The 16,211-nt window shown below is 70.3% G+C and carries 13 protein-coding genes; 8 read left to right on the top strand and 5 right to left on the bottom strand.

Going from position 1 to position 16,211, the window contains the following annotated elements:
• Positions 1-35 precede the first annotated feature (35 nt).
• Positions 36-599, top strand: a complete 564-nt coding sequence (locus tag HLB44_RS13410; protein WP_173123222.1) for a hypothetical protein — start codon at positions 36-38, stop codon at positions 597-599.
• Here HLB44_RS13410 and HLB44_RS13405 read toward each other — a convergent pair.
• A complete protein-coding gene (locus HLB44_RS13405) occupies positions 586-3,483 on the bottom strand; it encodes an ATP-binding protein (protein ID WP_173123220.1) in 2,898 nt (965 codons plus the stop codon). The genes HLB44_RS13410 and HLB44_RS13405 overlap by 14 nt on opposite strands.
• Before the next feature lie 100 nt (positions 3,484-3,583).
• Positions 3,584-5,116 carry a methyltransferase regulatory domain-containing protein gene (locus tag HLB44_RS13400; protein WP_173123218.1) on the bottom strand — a complete coding sequence of 511 codons (1,533 nt, stop codon included), beginning with the start codon at positions 5,114-5,116 and terminating at the stop codon, positions 3,584-3,586.
• An 82-nt stretch (positions 5,117-5,198) separates the two neighbouring features.
• Between HLB44_RS13400 and HLB44_RS13395 the strand changes: the two genes are divergently transcribed.
• The 3 genes from HLB44_RS13395 to HLB44_RS13385 all read left to right on the top strand — a co-directional run bounded on the left by HLB44_RS13395 (position 5,199) and on the right by HLB44_RS13385 (position 7,153).
• Positions 5,199-5,795 (top strand): DUF924 family protein, encoded by a 597-nt coding sequence (locus HLB44_RS13395; RefSeq protein WP_173123216.1) that lies wholly within the window; start codon positions 5,199-5,201, stop codon positions 5,793-5,795.
• Between the two features lie 5 nt (positions 5,796-5,800).
• On the top strand, positions 5,801-6,616 hold the full coding sequence (locus HLB44_RS13390) for a helix-turn-helix domain-containing protein (RefSeq protein ID WP_173123214.1): 816 nt from the start codon (positions 5,801-5,803) through the stop codon (positions 6,614-6,616).
• Positions 6,617-6,694: 78 nt separating this feature from the next.
• Complete coding sequence (locus HLB44_RS13385) at positions 6,695-7,153, top strand: VOC family protein (RefSeq protein WP_173123212.1); 459 nt, start codon at positions 6,695-6,697, stop codon at positions 7,151-7,153.
• A gap of 31 nt (positions 7,154-7,184) precedes the next feature.
• Here the strand turns inward: HLB44_RS13385 and HLB44_RS13380 are convergent, their stop codons facing one another.
• Complete coding sequence (locus HLB44_RS13380) at positions 7,185-8,885, bottom strand: long-chain fatty acid--CoA ligase (protein ID WP_173123210.1); 1,701 nt, start codon at positions 8,883-8,885, stop codon at positions 7,185-7,187.
• Positions 8,886-9,072: 187 nt separating this feature from the next.
• A complete protein-coding gene (locus HLB44_RS13375) occupies positions 9,073-11,034 on the bottom strand; it encodes a serine/threonine protein kinase (protein ID WP_173123208.1) in 1,962 nt (653 codons plus the stop codon).
• A 148-nt stretch (positions 11,035-11,182) separates the two neighbouring features.
• On the opposite strand from HLB44_RS13375, the gene HLB44_RS13370 reads away from it, so the two are divergent.
• Together HLB44_RS13370 and HLB44_RS13365 are read left to right on the top strand one after the other, a co-directional pair.
• On the top strand, positions 11,183-11,701 hold the full coding sequence (locus tag HLB44_RS13370; protein ID WP_173123206.1) for a putative pterin-binding protein: 519 nt from the start codon (positions 11,183-11,185) through the stop codon (positions 11,699-11,701).
• Positions 11,698-13,920, top strand: a complete 2,223-nt coding sequence (locus tag HLB44_RS13365) for an ATP-binding protein (RefSeq protein ID WP_173123204.1) — start codon at positions 11,698-11,700, stop codon at positions 13,918-13,920. Before HLB44_RS13370 ends, HLB44_RS13365 begins: the two co-directional genes overlap by 4 nt.
• An 8-nt stretch (positions 13,921-13,928) precedes the next feature.
• On the opposite strand, the gene murB is transcribed toward HLB44_RS13365, so the two are convergent.
• Positions 13,929-14,978, bottom strand: a complete 1,050-nt coding sequence (gene murB, locus HLB44_RS13360; RefSeq protein ID WP_173123202.1) for a UDP-N-acetylmuramate dehydrogenase — start codon at positions 14,976-14,978, stop codon at positions 13,929-13,931.
• A 65-nt stretch (positions 14,979-15,043) separates the two neighbouring features.
• Here murB and HLB44_RS13355 point away from each other — a divergent pair, with 65 nt between their 5' ends.
• Together HLB44_RS13355 and HLB44_RS13350 are read left to right on the top strand one after the other, a co-directional pair.
• On the top strand, positions 15,044-15,544 hold the full coding sequence (locus HLB44_RS13355; protein WP_173123200.1) for a YajQ family cyclic di-GMP-binding protein: 501 nt from the start codon (positions 15,044-15,046) through the stop codon (positions 15,542-15,544).
• Between the two features lie 2 nt (positions 15,545-15,546).
• On the top strand, positions 15,547-16,194 hold the full coding sequence (locus tag HLB44_RS13350) for a retropepsin-like aspartic protease family protein (protein WP_246312251.1): 648 nt from the start codon (positions 15,547-15,549) through the stop codon (positions 16,192-16,194).
• Positions 16,195-16,211 lie beyond the last annotated feature (17 nt).

Here is a 16,211-nt window from a genome sequence, read left to right as displayed (position 1 = left end):
CAGGATCGGGGCACCGGCCGAACGAAGGAGGACCAATGAACGACAGAGTCAAATCTGCATGCCGAGCCGCGATGGCTTGTGCGCTCATCGCGTGGCTGGCGGGCTGCGCGACCCCGGTGGCGCCGTCCGCCACGGCCGCGGCTCGGAGCGGCGACGCCGGCAAGATCAGGCTCTACCGGATCGGCGATGTCCCGTATGACCTCACCTGTCCGGAGGAGGAGGGCAACCCGGAGTGCTGGGTACCGCTTGTCGTCAAGACGGGGGGCGAGAACTGCGAGGTCGCGTACCTCTACGAGAACGTGAACGTCTGGAAGAACACCAAGGTGATCTGGTACCTGAATCAGGTCAGAGACGCCTCGGGTACCTACGAGTTCGATTCGACGAGCAGCTCAACGGCGAAGGACGGCATCGACATCAAGAACAACACTGATTTCGACAACAACGGCCACCACAATGGAAAGAAGCACCGCTTCACGTGGAAGGCCAAGAACAACTCGTCTCGCACCCAGCATGCGTACGACATCTATGTGTACTACGTGAAGGACGGCACGAGGTACAAGTGCAAGGCCGACGACCCATACATCGTCAACCAGGGCTGACCGCCTCGCGCAACAAGGTCTCGAGACGGAGCAGGTCGCGCCCGAGTTCGCTGCCGTCGCCGGCACCGGCTTCATGCCCGAGTGCTCGCGCGGTGGCGAGGTGTTCTTGCGCGGCTTCGACCCTACCGGCTCGCAGCTCGACCTCAGCCATTGAACACATCGCCAGCGCATGACCGACCGGGTCCGGCAACTCGTCCGCCGGCATCAGTGCGGCCTGCAGGCAAGCACGCGCCTCGTCGAGCCGGCCTGAGTGCGCGAGCGAGCGCCCGAGGTAGACCCGATAGCGCCTCTCACACCGCTGATCGGTCTGGCGCACAGCACATTCGACGGCCGCCCGATGGTGAGACACGGCCGACTCGAAGCGCTCCTCACTGTCGGCCAGCAGGCCCAGGTTGCTGAGCACCGTGCCCTCGAGCCTCGCGTGGCCCATGGTGCGCGACAAGCCCAGGGCCGCCTCCAAACGGATCCTCGCATCGTCGGTTCGCCCGAGGTCGAGCAGCAGCAGCCCCAGGTTGCACAGCGCGTTGCCTTCGAACCGACGATCGCCAGAGTCACGGGCACACTCTAGTGCCCGATCGAAGCACTCAAGGGCAACGACAAGGTCACCGCGGCTGCCGTGAACGACGCCGAGGTTGCCAAGTACGCCGCCCTCCCACCGCCGGTCGTTGGCGACGCGCGCAACCGCTAACGCCTGCTCGTACAACCGGATTGCCTCGTCGAGCCTGGACTGCTCGAGTGCCAATCCGCCGAGCGCGTTCATAGCCCGACATTGCAGACCTGCGTCGCCAAGATCGCGCGCGACGGCGAGGACGCTCGACAGCAGATCCTGTGCGCGGCGCGCATGGCCGGCATTGGACTCGAGTTCGCCGAGGACACAGGCCGCACGGGCATGCGCCAGGCTGCCCGCCGGCGCGAATCGAAGCGCGGCTTCGAGGTCGCCGCGAGCCGCCTCGACATCACCGAGCAGCAACTTCGCGCTGCCGGCGACGCCACGCACTTCGCCGCTTTCGGCATCCGTGATCCCCCGCGTCGCGAGAACCTCGGCGGCTAGTCCGACTGCCACTGAGAACGGGCCCACCAGCTTGAGCGGAGCCCAGGCCGCAAGCAGGACCGCCGCCGCCGCTGCCGCCTCGCCGACACAAATCATCCGCCGAGTCGCCGCGATCAGGTTTTCGAGCTCGACGCACCGTCCGGCGCAGGCGCGGCGCTCATCGTATGCGCCGAAGTGGCGTGCATGCCGCAGCCTGCTCGCCACGCCGGCATCGGTCAATCCGAGGCGCCAGGCTGCGTACTCCTGCACCGCCCGTAGCAAGTCGAACCGCCCCTCGCCCACCACTCGCACAAGCGACTTCTGCACCAACGCCTGCACCACATCCACGACCCAGGGCGTGCCGCCGCATCCGGTCAGGTCGAGGACTACCTCGGCAGCTTCGAGCGTGAACCCACCCTCGAAGACAGAGAGCTGCGCCAGCGCCATGCGTTCGGCCTCTGCCAGCAGATCCCAGGACCAGTCGAGCGTCGCGCGCAAGGTGGCGTGGCGATCTGGACGACCTCGTGCGCTGACCAGCAGCCTGAAGCGTTCGCCCATGCGCGGCAGCAAGCGCGAGGGCGGAAGCACTGGCAGCCGTGAGGCGGCCAGTTCGATGGCCAGCGGCAGCCCGTCGAGCAGGCGCACGAGTTCAGGCGAGGCGGCCTCGTCCGCCGCGGTGAACGCCTGCGCACCGGCCGCCGCTCCGCGCTCGCGCAGCAACACCACGCCTTCCTCGACGGACAGCGGTTGGACTGCGAATGCCTGCTCGCCGACGATGCCCAACCGCTCGCGCGTGGTGACGCAAAACACCGCTTTCGGTGCCTGCTCGAGCCAACATCCGAGCGTTTCCGCCGCGTGCTCGGCCACCTGCTCGAAGTTGTCAACGATCACCAGGCAGTGCGGCCGTCCGCGGATCGCGTCCCCGACTTGGCGCAGCGGGTCGGTGCCCGCCAGGGCCAGGCGCAGTCCCTGCGCCATTGCGTGCACGATGCCTTCGGTGCTCCGCGCTGCGGACAGATCGCAGAACCAGACGCCGTCGGGGTGGTCTCCAAGCGCCTCCCACCCGAAACGCAACGCCAATCGCGTCTTCCCTGTACCACCGGGACCGAGCAGCGAAACCAGCCGCGCACCGCCGCGAAGGCGCTGGCGCAGACCTGCCAGCTCACCTGTCCGGCCAATGAATCGATCGCGCTCGGCCGGCAGGCTGTGCGGCACGGCTTGCAGCGGTTCCCACACCTCTCCACGACGAACCACGCGCCATGCCTTTGCCCCGTCGGGCGGCGGCTCGGCCGCAACGCCTGTTTGCGCAGCCTCGAACAACTCGAAGACGTCATCGAACCCTTTGAAGCGCCAGTGCCCGTGCGAGACGAGCCGGGGGTCGCAGCACGCCATCAGCGCTGCGCCGGCAGCGTGCGACAGCAAGGTCTGTCTGGGGCGCGCGGCGGACATGATGCGCGCAGCAGCAGGCTTGATCGCGCCGTCCACCTCGAGCGGTTTAGCGCCGAGCGCGACGTCGATCGTCGGATTCTCGCGCAGGCGGACCTGGCCATAGTGAATGCCTGCCCGTGCCGTCAGCGGCGGCTCGAGAAGGAGCAGCGCCTCGTGGTAGGCATTGGCATAGCCGAGCGCTTCGCGAACGCTGGCGAACAGGATCAGAAAACCGTCGCTCTTGTCGATCTCGCGGCCACGCCACTCACGCAGCAGATCACGTGCGACGCGGTCGTGTGCGGCCCACAGCGCGGCTGCACCATCATCACCGAGGCGTGCCGTGATTTCGGCGCTGTCGACGATGTCGGTCAGCAGCAGCGCGACGCCGGCTTCGGGATCGAGTACGGGCGGGGAGTCAAGCGTCATGGCGGCCAATAATCGTGCCTCGACCGCGACGGCGTCAATCGCCGTGAAGGGGTCCCGCCCGGCCGAGGACCACGGCCGACCGACCCCGACGCCGACTGTGCTACGCGATCCGCAGCGCCTGCAGCGTCGGCAGGTCCTGCTCAGCGAACATCCGGGCCTGGCCGACCAGCTCGTTGAAGGTGTCTTCCGGCCGGTCCAGCGTCTTGCCGTCCTTCACCACGCGCTGATTCAACGCCAGCATCAGCTCCAGTGCGAAGCGCGCCCATTCCTCGGGGGTCTTCAGGCCCTGTTGCCGAGCCAGCAGGCACAGCTGCGGGATGCGGGCGACGGCAGCGCCACCGCCGGTCACCGGGCTCGCCAGGAAAGCGATGTCGCCGTTGTCGCGGCTGCGCCGCAGCAGCGCCTGGTTCAGCCGGTCGGTGGCGGGTCGCGCGGCATCGGCCTGCGCATCGGTCTGCGCCGGCCAGACATGGCCCGAGCCGCACAGCACGACCAGGCATTGCATCAGCGCGGCGAACGGCATCTTCAGCTGCGGCAGGCGCTCCAGCTCGGCCACGGACCGCGGCTGATGCTCCGCCATCGCGTCCAGCAGCGGGCCATACAGCGCTTCGTTCAACCGGGCCTCGCCGAGGGCGCCGCTCACTTTGAGCGTCACGTGCGGGCGGTGCGTGGTCAGCATCAGCCGCTGCGAGCGCAGCGCCTCGGTGCGCCCCAGCGCGCTCAGCATGCGCGGACCCTTGACCCAGTAGTCGCGGCGGAACTGCTGGTGGGTCATGAAGTCGCGCACCGATTCGCGGAAGTTGAAGTCCGGGATCTCCTTCAGGAAGGCCTGCTGGCCCTCGGTGAGCTGCAGCTCGGGCACGTGGTCGATCAGATGCGCCGGACAGGCATAGCTCACCTTCGCGGGCGCGAGCCAGTCGACCATCGTCGCGAAGTGCATCGGGTGCCAGTCGCGATTGAAGTACTCGTGGGCCAGGTAGTGGCGGGGCTTGGCCTTCAGCTGTTGCAGCCGCTCGCCGATGTGCGGATTGGCGATGGCATAACCCGGCTTCTGCTCGAGCAGCTTTTCGGCAAAGGCCAGCGCGCCGTCGATGCGGCTGGCGATGCCGCGCCCTTCGGAGCCGATGATCTCGGCATGCTGCGTCAGCAGGTGTCGCATCGGCGCGAACGCGGCCCAGCCCGGCAGCGTGTTGTAGCTGACGTAGAGCACGCCGCCCACCTTCAGCTTGCGGCGCACGAAATCGACGATGCAGGCGCGGTTCTCGTCGCTGATCCAGCTCCAGATGCCGTGCAGCGCGATGAAGTCGAAATCCGGCAGGTCGGTGCGGCTGGCGAACTCGGCGAACGACTCGTCGAAGAGCCGCGCGCCCGCGCCGCCGGCCGCAGCCAGCTCCTGCGCGAACGCCGCCTGTGCGGGGTTGAAGTCGGTGCCGTGCCACTGCACGGTGGTGGCCGCGGCGTGCAGGTTGGTGCTCATGCCCTGGCCGAAACCCAGCTCGCACGCGGTGCCCACTTCGGGGCACACCAGCCCGGCGTGCAGGAAGGCGAGCTTCATGCGCAGCGGGTTCAGCTCGGGGTAGTAGCCGAAGGTGTAGCCGATGTCGGCAACGTATCCGGCGGTCCAGTCGTTCATGGGGGAGTCCTCTGCGATAAAGCCCTGCGCCAACCGAGGTTAGCACCCGGCATTCGGCGCCCCGTGCGCAATAGTGCGGGCCATGGATCGAACATCACCTGCCCTGCCGCCCGGTGCCGTGCTGGACTTCTGGTTCGCCCCGCCCGGCGACCCCGAGCACCTGCGCACGCGCGCCGCCTGGTTCCGCAAGGACCCGGCCTTCGATGCGCAGATCCGCGAGCGCTTCGGCGCGACGATCGAGGCGGCGCTCGGCGGCGACGTCGGCGATTGGGCGCAGACGCCGGCCGGCGCGCTGGCCGAAGTGATCGTGCTCGACCAGTTCACGCGCAACGTCTTTCGCGACAGCGCGCGCGCCTTCGCCGGCGATGCGCGGGCGCTGGCTGCCGCGCAGGCGATGGTCGGCCGCGGCGACGACCGCGCGCTCGCCGGCGTGCAGCGCCAGTTCGTCTACCTGCCGTTCGAGCACGCCGAGGACCTGGGGCAGCAGCGCGAGGCGCTGCGCCTGTTCGCCGCGCTCGAGCGCGACGAGCCGCAGCTCGACGGCCTGCTGCGCTGGGCGCAGGCGCACCACGACATCATCGAACGCTTCGGCCGCTTCCCGCATCGCAATGCCGCGCTCGGCCGCGCCAGCACGGCCGAGGAAGCGGCGTTTCTGAAAACGCCCGGCTCGGGCTTTTAAGAACGATGGACCACGCCAGCCGCTCGCCGGCGCCACCGCTCGACCGCTTCGTCTCGATGCTGTGGACCAGCGCCAGGCCGCAGGGCCTGGCGCATGCGCGCGAATGGAACCTGCCGACCGGCTGCGCCGACCTGATCGTGCCGCTGACGCAGGGTGCGCTGCACCGCTTCGCCGGCCGCGACGACATGGCCGGCCATTGGCTCGCCGGCGGCGTGCTGCAGGGCGCGCAGCAGCGCGCCACGCTGCGCGACACGGCGGGCGCGCTGGCGGTGGTCGGCGCGCATTTCAGGCCCGGCGGCCTGGTCGCCTTCGTCGCCGCGCCGGCCGATGAATACACCGGCCGCAGCATCGCGCTCGACGAGCTGTGGCCCGGTTTCGCCGCCGCGCTGCAGGACCGCCTGACGAAGGGCGGCAGGCTCGCCACGCCGGCGGCGCGGCTCGACGCGCTCGAAGCCGCGCTGCGCGAACGCTTTCTCCCCGAGGCCGACGTCGAGCGCTGGCTGGGCTGGGCGGTGGCGCAGCTGGCCAGCGGCGCGCGCGTCGGCACGGTGCAAAGCGCGTGCGGGCTGTCGCCGGCCCGCTTCATCGAACGCTACCGCCGCGCGGTCGGCCTGACGCCCAAGCTGCACGGCGCGCTGCTGCGCTTCAACGCGCTGCTGCAGGACACCCAGCCCGACACGGCGTGGGCGGAGGCCGCGTCCGATGCGGGTTATTCCGACCAGGCGCACCTGGCGCGCGAGTTCCGCCGCTTCGCCGGCTTCACGCCCGGCGATTACCGCCGCGACGCGACGGCCTTCCCGAGCCACGTGGCCTGCCGCTGAAGCGAAAAAACGTTCAAGACGCCACCATTCGCAGGGCCTAAGCTGGCCGCATCGCCACTCACGCACGGAGTCGAAGCCATGAGCACGAAACCGCCGGTGATCCAAGAGGTCTTTCCGTACCTGCGCGTCAAGGGCGCCGCCGACGCGATCGCCTTCTACGTGCGCGCCTTCGGCGCCGTCGAAAAAATGCGGCTGACCGAGCCGTCGGGCCGCATCGGCCATGCCGAGCTGCAGTTGGGGCCGGTGGTGCTGATGCTCAGCGAGGAGTACCCCGAATACGGCCTGATGGCGCCGGACGGCGCGACGACGCTCGGCGCGTCGATCCACCTGCACGTCGACGACTGCGACGCCCTCGCCGCGCGTCTGGTCGCCGCCGGCGCGACGATGGAAATGGCGCCGACCGACCAGTTCTACGGCGAACGCAGCTGCCGCGTGCGCGACCCCTTCGGCCACCAGTGGCTGCTGGGCCATCACATCGAGGATGTGTCGACCGAGGAGATGCAGCGGCGCTACGACGCGTTGATGAACGCGAGCTGACGCCGGCAGCAGCGGCCGCTCATATCTGGCGTCAGGAAGCGGCGGCGGCTTCCTTTTCCTGCAGCAGCCGCCACATCACCTTGCCCGAGCCCGACTTCGGCAGCACGTCGACGAACTCGACGAAACGCGGCACCTTGTACGCCGCCATGTGGTCGCGCGCCCAGTCGATGATGTCCTGCTCGGCGGTTGTGCCGCGCGCCTCGGCGCGCAGCACGACCACGGCCTTGACGGTTTCGCCGCGGTAGGCGTCGCGCGCCGAGATCACGCAGGCCTCCTGCACCGCCGGGCACTTGAACAGCAGCAGCTCGACCTCGCTCGGCCAGACCTTGAAACCGCTGGCGTTGATCATCCGCTTCAGCCGGTCGGTCATGAAGAAGTAGCCTTCCTCGTCCATGCGGCCGAGGTCGCCGGTGCGGAAGAAGGGCTTGCCGTCGATTTGAATGAAGGCCGCCCGGGTCGCCTCCGGATGGCCCCAGTAGCCCTTGAAGACCATCGGCCCGTGCGTGACGATCTCGCCGATCTCGCCCGGCGGCAGCTCGGCCAGCGTTTCCGGATCGACGATGCGCGAATCGGTGCCGAAGATCGGGATGCCCAGGCATTGCAGCTTCGCGCGCTCGGGCGGGTTGGCATGCGTCGGCGCGGCGGTCTCGGTCAGGCCGTAGCCCTCGGCGAAGGTGATGCCGAATTCCTTCTGCAGCCGCTCGGCGACCGCGAACGGCATCGCCGCGCCGCCGCCCGACAGGTAGCGCAGGCTCGACAGGTCGAAGCTCGCGAAGTTCGGGCTCGCCATCAGGTCGATGATCATCGTCGGGATGCAGGTCCAGTGCGTGACCCGGTGGCGCGCGAACAGGCGCCCGGCGAGCTCGCGGTCCCAGCGCGGCAGGATGATCGTCGTCGCGCCGCCGGCCGGCGAGCTCAGCACGCCGTAGACGAAGCCGGTGATGTGGAACATCGGCACCACGCCGAGGCTGACCGTCTCCGGCCCCGAGTGGCCCCACTGGCTGGCGCCGAACACGTTGTGCATCAGCGTCCGGTGCGTGTGCATGCAGCCCTTGGGCATGCCGGTGGTGCCCGAGGTGTAGGGCAGCAGCGCCAGGTCGTCGGGCTGTGCGGTGTGCGCACCGGGCGCGTGGCCGCTCGCCAGCACCTCGTTCCAGCGCAAGGTGCCGGCGGGCAGCGGCGGGTCGGCCTGCAGCCATTGCAGGATCGCGTCGTTCGGCCGCTCGGCCGGGTCGATGCTTTCGGGCAGCGCATCGGCGTAACGCGTCGCGACGAGGTGGCGCAGCCGCTGCGCTTCGGGCAGGCGGCTGTCGGCCTCGGCGACGATGCCCGCCAGGTCGGCGCTGGTGATGGCAATGCGCGCGCCCGAGTCGGTGACGTAGTGGCCGAACTCGTCGGCCTTGTTCATCGGGTTGACCGGCACGACCACCGCGTCGGCGCGCAGGATCGCGTGCACCGCGACGGCGTACTGCGGGCAGTTCTGCAGGAAGACGATCACGCGGTCGCCCTTGCCGACGCCGTGCGCCTGCAGCCAGCCGGCCAGCGCCTCGGCCTGGCCCTTCAGCTCGGCGTAGAGCAGCGGCCGGCCGAGGAAGCGGTAGGCCGCGCGCTGCGGAAAGCGCGTCGCCGAGACCTCGAGGTTGAACCACAGGCTGGTCTCGGGCAGGACCAGCTCGCGCGGCAGGCGCGACGGCCAGATCTTGTGGTGCGGACGGGTTGCAGGCGTGTTCATCGGCGGCAGAAGAGGTGGATCCTCTGCCGGTGTAGCCGAGCGTCACGCGGGCCGCATCCCGGCGAACCCGCAACTTGTCACCCTGGCGACGCAGCTCGTCGACGAGCTGTCGCCAAGGCGGTATCGACGAGCTGTCGCTAAGGCGGTATCGACGAGCTGTCGCTAAGGCGGTATCGACGAGCTGTCGCTAAGGCGACGTGCGCGCGCGCGTGCGCTCTTCGATCGCCCGCACCTGCACGCATTCCGGATGGTCCTGGAACGCGGGCTTCGCGCATTCGCGCACCAGGCACAGGTGCAGCGCGATCAGCATGCGCGAGCCGCAGCTCTCGCGCGGATCGCGCGCGGCGGCGGTCGGTGCCGGGGCGGGTGCTTCGCTTCGCGCCGGCGGCGGCGGGCTGGGGGTCGGATCGGGACGGGCGGGCGTGGCGACACGGCCGGTGCTGCTTTCGGTGGCCGGCGCGGGCGCCGGCGGACGGGTCGGCAGCGGCCGCAGCGCAGCGCTGGCCACCGACATCGCCGGGCTCGGGGCCACCGGCGACTGCGCGGTCGGTGCCGGTGTCGTGCCGGGCCGCGGCGCCGGGGCGGGTTGCGGCGTCGGGCGCGGTGCGGGCGCCGGTGTCGCGGCGACCGGTGCCGGCGCGGGTGGCTGGACCGGCGGTGCGACGACGATCGGCGCCGGCGCCGGCTCGACGACGGCGGAAGCCACCGGCGACGGCACCGCCGCCGCCGCCGACGGCACCGGCGCCGATGCCGCGGGCGTCGGCGCGACGATGACCACCGGCGCCGACGGCCGGTTCAGGAACCACACCAGGGCTGCTCCTGCGGCGACGACCGCCCCGCCGCCGGCCAGCCACGGCAGCAGGTTGCGCGCATCGCTGCCGCCGGCCACCGGTGCGCGCGGCGCGGGCGCCGGCGTTTTCAGCGGCATCGGCCGCGATGGCACGAAGTCGAGTTGGTCGAGCGGCACCCGCGCCGGTGCAGGGACGGGCCGTGGCGCGGGTGACGGCGCGGGTCGCGCGGTCGGCGGCGCGGCGCGCGTCTGCGGGTGGACGGTCGCGTCGGGCCGCATCTCCGGATCGACGCGGCGTTGGGTCGTCGGATGCTGCGGTGCGGCCGGCGCGGGCGCGGGGACCGGCAGCGGCAGCGGTTCGTGGTGCGCGGCCGGCGGCGCCGGCGGGTGGTAGAGCTCGGTGCGCTGCCAGGAGGTCGGCGACGGCGGCGGCATCGTGTTCACCGGCACGCCACGCCGGCCGGCCAGCACCTCGCGCAGTTCGGCCACCGATTGAGGCCGCTGCTGCGGGCGCGGCGCCAGCATCCAGTCGACGATCTGCAGGAACTGGTCCGAGATGCCCGGGCGCGGCATCGACGACAACGGCGGCACGTCGTCGCTGATCGTGCGCACGGTCGCCGGCGCCGGCGGCGACTCGGTGATCAGATAGTGCAGCGTCGCGCCGAGTGCGTAGAGGTCGGTCCAGGCGCCCTGGCGCAGGTTGCTCGCCTCGCCGTACTGCTCGATCGGCGCGTAGCTGGGCTTGAGGATCGCGGTGAGCGTCTGGCTGCGGCCGTGGATCACGTGGCGCGCGGCGCCGAAGTCCAGCAGCATCGGCACGCCGTCGTCGCCGATCAGGATGTTGTCGGGCGCGATGTCGCGGTGGAAGACGTCCTCGCGGTGCAGCACCTCCAGGGCGCCGAGCACCGGATCGAGCACGCCGCGCAGCCAGGCTTCGGTCGGCGGCTGCTCCATCAGCCGGCGCGCCTCGCGCAGCGTGCGGCCGCGCAGCAGCGGCATCACCATGTAGGCGGTGCCGCGGTCTTCCCAGAAGCGGTGCACCTTGATCAGCGAGCGGTGGTCGAAGCGCGCCAGCAGCTTGGCCTCGTTGACGAAGGAGCGCAAACCGAGCTTGAAGGTCTCCTCGTTCGACGGCGAGGTCAGTGAGACATGCAGCGTCGCGGTGCGTGAAGCCAGCGACGAAGGCATGTATTCCTTGATCGCCACCTCGCGTTCCAGCCCGTGGTCGAACGCCATGTAGACGATGCCGAACCCCCCCGCGCCGATGACGCGCCGGATCTCGAATTCACCCAGGCGAGTCCCCTTCGGCAGCGCATTGGCCTGGCCGCCTGAAGTGGTGGGACCCAGTGTCGAAGACATAACCCGGCAGCTTAACGCAGCAAGTGCTCGCGTCGCCCCCCTCCAAGTACTGATGCGCGGCGAAGCGTGCGCAGTTGTCATCCGGGTCAACCCTTGGCTGGTCGACGGTTAATATCGCCCCCCCACGATTGGAAGCTGCGCCGCCGGGATGCAACGCCGCCACTTGCTGAGCTTCGCCGCCGCCCTGCCCTGGCTCGGCGCCAGTGCGCCGGCGCAGGCGCTGGAGGCACCCGACGGGCCGGTGGTGCTGACCGTGACCGGTCGCGTGCGCCTGCCGAACCGCCAGGCGCAGGGCGAGCCGCAGGCCGAGTTCGACATGACGATGCTCGAGAAGCTGCCGCAGCAGAGCTTCACGACGCGCACGCCGTGGTACAGCCTGCCGCGCAAGTTCACCGGCCCGCTGCTGCGCGACGTGCTGGCCGCGGCGTCGGCCCAGGGCCAGGCGCTGCGCGCGACGGCGCTGAACGACTACCGCGTCGACATCCCGTTCGACGACGTGCAGCGCTTCGACGTGCTGCTCGCCCGCCTGCTCGACGACAAGCCGATGTCGGTGCGCGACAAGGGCCCGCTGTTCATCATCTACCCCTTCGACAGCAACGCCGCGCTGCGCAAGGCCCTGTACTACACGCGCTGCGCCTGGCAGCTCCGATCGATCGAGGTGCTGTGAGCCCCGATTCGCAGCCGCAGCGGCTGACGCCGTGGTTCGGCGTCACCGGGCTGCTGCTGCTGGCGACGCTGCTGGCGGCGGCCTTCGTGCAGGTGCGCCAGTACGCGCTGCTGAGCGGGACGGTGCAGTACCAGGACGACTACCTGGTGCTGAGCCTGTACCAGCTGGAGACCGAGTACCTGCGCCTGCGCGAGCAATGGCGCCAGGACCTCGACCATCCGGCCGACACGCCGGCGCAGCTGCAGCTGCGCTACGACATCTTCCTCAGCCGCGCCTCGCTGCTGCGCACCGAACGCGCCAACCGCCTGCTGCGCAACGTTGCGGGTTCCGAGCAGGTGCTGCGCCGGATCGACAGCTTTGCCACGCGCGCCGACCTGTACCTGAGCGACCGGCCGCGCGGCCCGCTGAGCCCGCAGGCCTCGCGTGCGCTGCTGACGGACCTGCTGGCGCTGGGCGACCCGATCCACCAGTTGCTGCTCGACGCCTCGCACCAGGTCGCGGCGCAGGTCAGCGAACGCCAGGACAAGGTGCGCCAGCACAACCAGATCGGCCTCGGGCTGACCGCCTTCCTGTCGGCGATGGTGCTGGTCTTCGCGCTGATCGCGCTGCGCCAGATGCGCAAGCTCGAACAGCGCCGGCGCCACCTCGAAGCGTTGGCCGACGAGCTGCGCGACGCACGCATCGAGGCCGAAGCCGCGAGCCACGCGAAGAGCGAATTCCTCGCCGACATGAGCCACGAGCTGCGCACGCCGCTGCACGGCCTGCTCGGCATGCTGGCCTTGCTGAAGCAGCCGGCGCCGGCCGATGCCACGCAGGCCGCCGCCTGGCTGCAGACCGCCGACGAATCGGCCGGACACCTGCTGCGCCTGCTCGACGACATCCTCGACCTGGCGAAGCTCGAGTCGGGCACGCTCGCGCTGCAGGCGCAGGACGTCGAGCTGCGCGGCCTGGTGCAGGAGGTGCGCGCGCTGATGCAGCCGCAGGCGGCCGACAAGGGCCTGGCGCTGGAGCTGCGCCTGGACGGCGGCCTGCCGAGCCACGTGCGGCTCGATCCGACGCGCATCCGGCAGGTGCTCTACAACCTGCTGAACAACGCCATCAAGTTCTCCGAGCGCGGCAGCGTCGTGCTCAGCTGCCGCACGCGCAGCGGCGCCGACGGCGAGCCGCAGCTCGAATTCGAGGTCGCCGACAGCGGCATCGGCATGGACACGGCGACGGTGGCGCGCCTGTTCCAGCGCTTCACGCGGGCCGACGATCCGCACGTGCGGCGCCAGGGCGGCACCGGCCTCGGGCTGGCGATCTCGCGCAACCTCGCGCGGCTGATGGGCGGCGAGCTCGTCGTGCGCAGCGCGCCGGGCGCCGGCAGCGTGTTCGCATTCCGCTGCCCGCTGCTGCCCGCGGCGGCGACGGCCTCGCCCCAGGCGACCGCCGAGCAGAACCACAGCCGCAGCCTGCGCGTGCTGGTCGCCGAGGACCATCCGGTCAACCGCCTGTACCTGGATGCGCTGCTCGAGCGCCTGGGCCACCACGGCCACCAGGTGATCAACGGCCTCGAGGCGGTGCAGGCGCTGCGCGAACAGCCGTTCGACCTGGTGCTGATGGACGTGCACATGCCGGTGATGGACGGCGTCACCGCCAGCGAGGCGATCCGCGCGCTGGGACCACCGCGGTCGCAGGTGCCGATCATCGCGCTGACCGCCGACGTCTTCGCCGACACGCGCGAACGCTGCCTGCGCGCCGGCATCGACGAAGTGATCACCAAGCCGGTCAGCCTGGAGGCGTTGGCCGCGCTGTTCGCCCGCCATGCCGGCGCGGCGGCGGCCGTGCCGCCGGCCGCCGCTGTGGCCGTGGTGGATCCGGCAGTGTCCGAATCCGGCCTGATCGACCATGCCGCGCTGGCCGCCGTCACCGAGCTGATGGGCGCCGAGCGCTCGCCGGCGCTGTACGGCGAATTCTTCGACCAGGCCGATCAGGCCGCGCGCCGCATGCGCGAGGCCATGCGCGACGCCGATACCGACGTGCTGCGCCATGCCGCGCATGCGGTCAAGGGCGCGGCGCTGAACCTGGGCCTGCCGGCACTGGCCGAAGCCGCGGCGACCTTGAACCGCGATGCGTCGACCCTCGGCGCGCCGCAGCTGGCGCTGGCGGTGCAGCGTTTCGAGGAACTGGCGCAGGCGACGCGGCGGCTGTGTGCCGCCGAAGGCATCGTCGCAGGCTAGATGACTCGCTAGACGACCACCGGCTCCGGCTCCAGCCGGATGCCGAAGCGCCCATAGACGCTTTCCTGGATCGCCCGCGCCAGCGTGACGACCTCGGCACCGCTGGCGCCGCCGCGGTTGACCAGCACCAGCGCCTGCTTCTCGTAGACGCCGGCGCGGCCGATCGACTTGCCCTTCCAGCCGCAGGCATCGATCAGCCAGCCGGCGGCCAGCTTGAAGCGGCCGCCATCGATCGCGTAATGCACGATGTGCGGATCGCGGGCGATGATGTCGCGGCATTGCTCGGGGCTGACGACCGGGTTCTTGAAGAAGCTGCCGGCATTGCCGACCTCAGCCGGATCGGGCAGCTTGGCGCGGCGGATCGCGCAGATCCAGTCGAAGATCGTGCGCGGGTCCGGCGCCTGCACGCCGGTTTCAGCGATCTTGCGCTCCAGGTCGAGGTAGCCGATCACCGGCTGCCAGGGCCGCGGCAGCTTCAGCCGCACGCGCGTGATCAGGCTCTTGCCTGCCAGCCCGCCGAAGCCGGTCTGCTTGAACACGCTGTCGCGGTAGCCGAAGGCGCAGGCCGCTGCGGACAGCGTGACGCTGCGGCCGGTGACCAGGTCCACCGCATCGAGCGATTCGAAGCGGTCCTGCAGCTCGACGCCGTAGGCGCCGATGTTCTGCACCGGCGCGGCGCCGACGCTGCCGGGAATCAGCGCCAGGTTCTCCAGCCCGGGCCAGCCCTGGTCCAGCGTCCAGGCCACCGTCTCGTGCCAGCGCTCGCCGGCGCCGACCTCGACGATCCACGCATCGGGCCGCTCCTCGACGAGGCGGCGGCCCATCACTTCGACGCGCAGCACCACCGCCTGCGGATCGCGCGTCAGGATCAGGTTGCTGCCGCCGCCGAGGATCAGCTTCGGCGCGCGGCCGATCTGCGGATGGCCGAGCATGCGGCGCACGTCGGCATCGTCGGTGATGCGCACCAGCGTGTGGGCCACCGCCGGCAGGCCGAAGGTGTTCAGCTCGCGCAGGCTGACGGCGTGTTCGATCGCGAGGCTGCGCGGCAGGTTGGACATCGGTGGATTTTGACCGATGGGTCGCATGTCGCCGCAGCGGTCCTGCGTGGCAGAATTTCGACCCCATGCCAAGCTTCGACACCGTCCTCGAACCCAACCTGGTCGAACTGCGCAATGCAGTCGAGCAGAGCAACAAGGAAATCGGCACGCGCTTCGATTTCAAGGGCTCCTCCGCCCACATCGAGAGCGTCGAAGCGGGCAAGGACCGCTCGCTGCAGTTGCTGGCCGACAGCGACTTCCAGATCGGCCAGGTCAAGGACCTGCTGCTGGCCAAGCTGACCAAGCGCGGCGTCGACGTGCGCTTCCTCGACTTCAGCGCCAAGCTCGAGAAGATGGGCGGCGACAAGGTGCGCCAGACGGTGCCGGTCAAGCAAGGCATCGACAGCGACACCGCGAAGAAGATCCAGACGCTGATCAAGCAGAGCAAGATCAAGGTGCAGGCCGCCATCCAGGGCGATACGGTGCGCGTGAGCGGCACCAAGCGCGACGACCTGCAGGCGGCGATCGCGCTGCTGAAGAAGGAAGTGGCCGACGTGCCGCTGGCCTTCAACAACTTCAGAGACTAGCCTTGCCCGCCCTGCGCCGCGGCCTCCTGCTGCTTGCCGCGCTGCTGCCGTTCGTGGCCGCGGCGCAGACCGTCAGCCTGTCCGGCAGCCTCGGCGCGACGAAGGCGCTGCTGCTGATCGACGGCCAGCCGCACACCGTGTCGGTGGGCAGCACCGTCAAGGGCGTGACCCTGACGCGGGTCGGCGATGGTGAAGCCGAGGTGGTGGTTGCCGGCCGCAGCAGCGTGATCCGGCTCGGCGCCGCGCCGGCCAAGGTCGGCGGCGGCGGGGGGTCTGCGGGCGGCGGCAGCGAGATCGTGCTGCCGGTCGGCCGCGGCGGTCACTTCATGGCGCAGGGCAGCATCAACGGCAAGGCGGTGCAGTTCATGGTCGACACCGGCGCAACGGTGGTGGCGATGAGTGTCAGCGAAGCGAACCGCCTTGGCATCGACTGGCGTCGCGGCGAGCGAGGCGTCTCCAGCACGGCCGGCGGCATGGTGGCGGTGTACTCGGTGAACCTGACCTCGGTGCGCATCGGCGACGTCGAGGTCTTCAACGTCGACGCCGTCGTGCTGCAGGCCGAGATGCCCTACACGCTGCTCGGCAACAGCTTCCTCAGCCGTTTCTCGATGCGCCGCGACGGCGACACCATGCGGCTCGAGCGCCGCTGACGGGTGAAGGCAGTCTC

Origin of the sequence: Pseudaquabacterium terrae (assembly GCF_013266755.1) — a bacterium.
GTDB lineage: Bacteria > Pseudomonadota > Gammaproteobacteria > Burkholderiales > Burkholderiaceae_C > Pseudaquabacterium > Pseudaquabacterium terrae.
This window is presented reverse-complemented; position numbering and strand designations above follow the sequence as displayed.

What these genes read in the sequence shown, in the direction of transcription:
- HLB44_RS13405 (WP_173123220.1), bottom strand. Translation starts at nt 3,483, where the DNA reads ATGACGCTTGACTCCCCGCCCGTACTCGATCCCGAAGCCGGCGTCGCG.
- HLB44_RS13390 (WP_173123214.1), top strand. Translation starts at nt 5,801, where the DNA reads ATGGACCACGCCAGCCGCTCGCCGGCGCCACCGCTCGACCGCTTCGTC.
- HLB44_RS13380 (WP_173123210.1), bottom strand. Translation starts at nt 8,885, where the DNA reads ATGAACACGCCTGCAACCCGTCCGCACCACAAGATCTGGCCGTCGCGC.
- HLB44_RS13385 (WP_173123212.1), top strand. Translation starts at nt 6,695, where the DNA reads ATGAGCACGAAACCGCCGGTGATCCAAGAGGTCTTTCCGTACCTGCGC.
- HLB44_RS13395 (WP_173123216.1), top strand. Translation starts at nt 5,199, where the DNA reads ATGGATCGAACATCACCTGCCCTGCCGCCCGGTGCCGTGCTGGACTTC.
- HLB44_RS13370 (WP_173123206.1), top strand. Translation starts at nt 11,183, where the DNA reads ATGCAACGCCGCCACTTGCTGAGCTTCGCCGCCGCCCTGCCCTGGCTC.
- HLB44_RS13355 (WP_173123200.1), top strand. Translation starts at nt 15,044, where the DNA reads ATGCCAAGCTTCGACACCGTCCTCGAACCCAACCTGGTCGAACTGCGC.
- HLB44_RS13410 (WP_173123222.1), top strand. Translation starts at nt 36, where the DNA reads ATGAACGACAGAGTCAAATCTGCATGCCGAGCCGCGATGGCTTGTGCG.
- HLB44_RS13375 (WP_173123208.1), bottom strand. Translation starts at nt 11,034, where the DNA reads ATGTCTTCGACACTGGGTCCCACCACTTCAGGCGGCCAGGCCAATGCG.
- murB (WP_173123202.1), bottom strand. Translation starts at nt 14,978, where the DNA reads ATGTCCAACCTGCCGCGCAGCCTCGCGATCGAACACGCCGTCAGCCTG.
- HLB44_RS13400 (WP_173123218.1), bottom strand. Translation starts at nt 5,116, where the DNA reads ATGAACGACTGGACCGCCGGATACGTTGCCGACATCGGCTACACCTTC.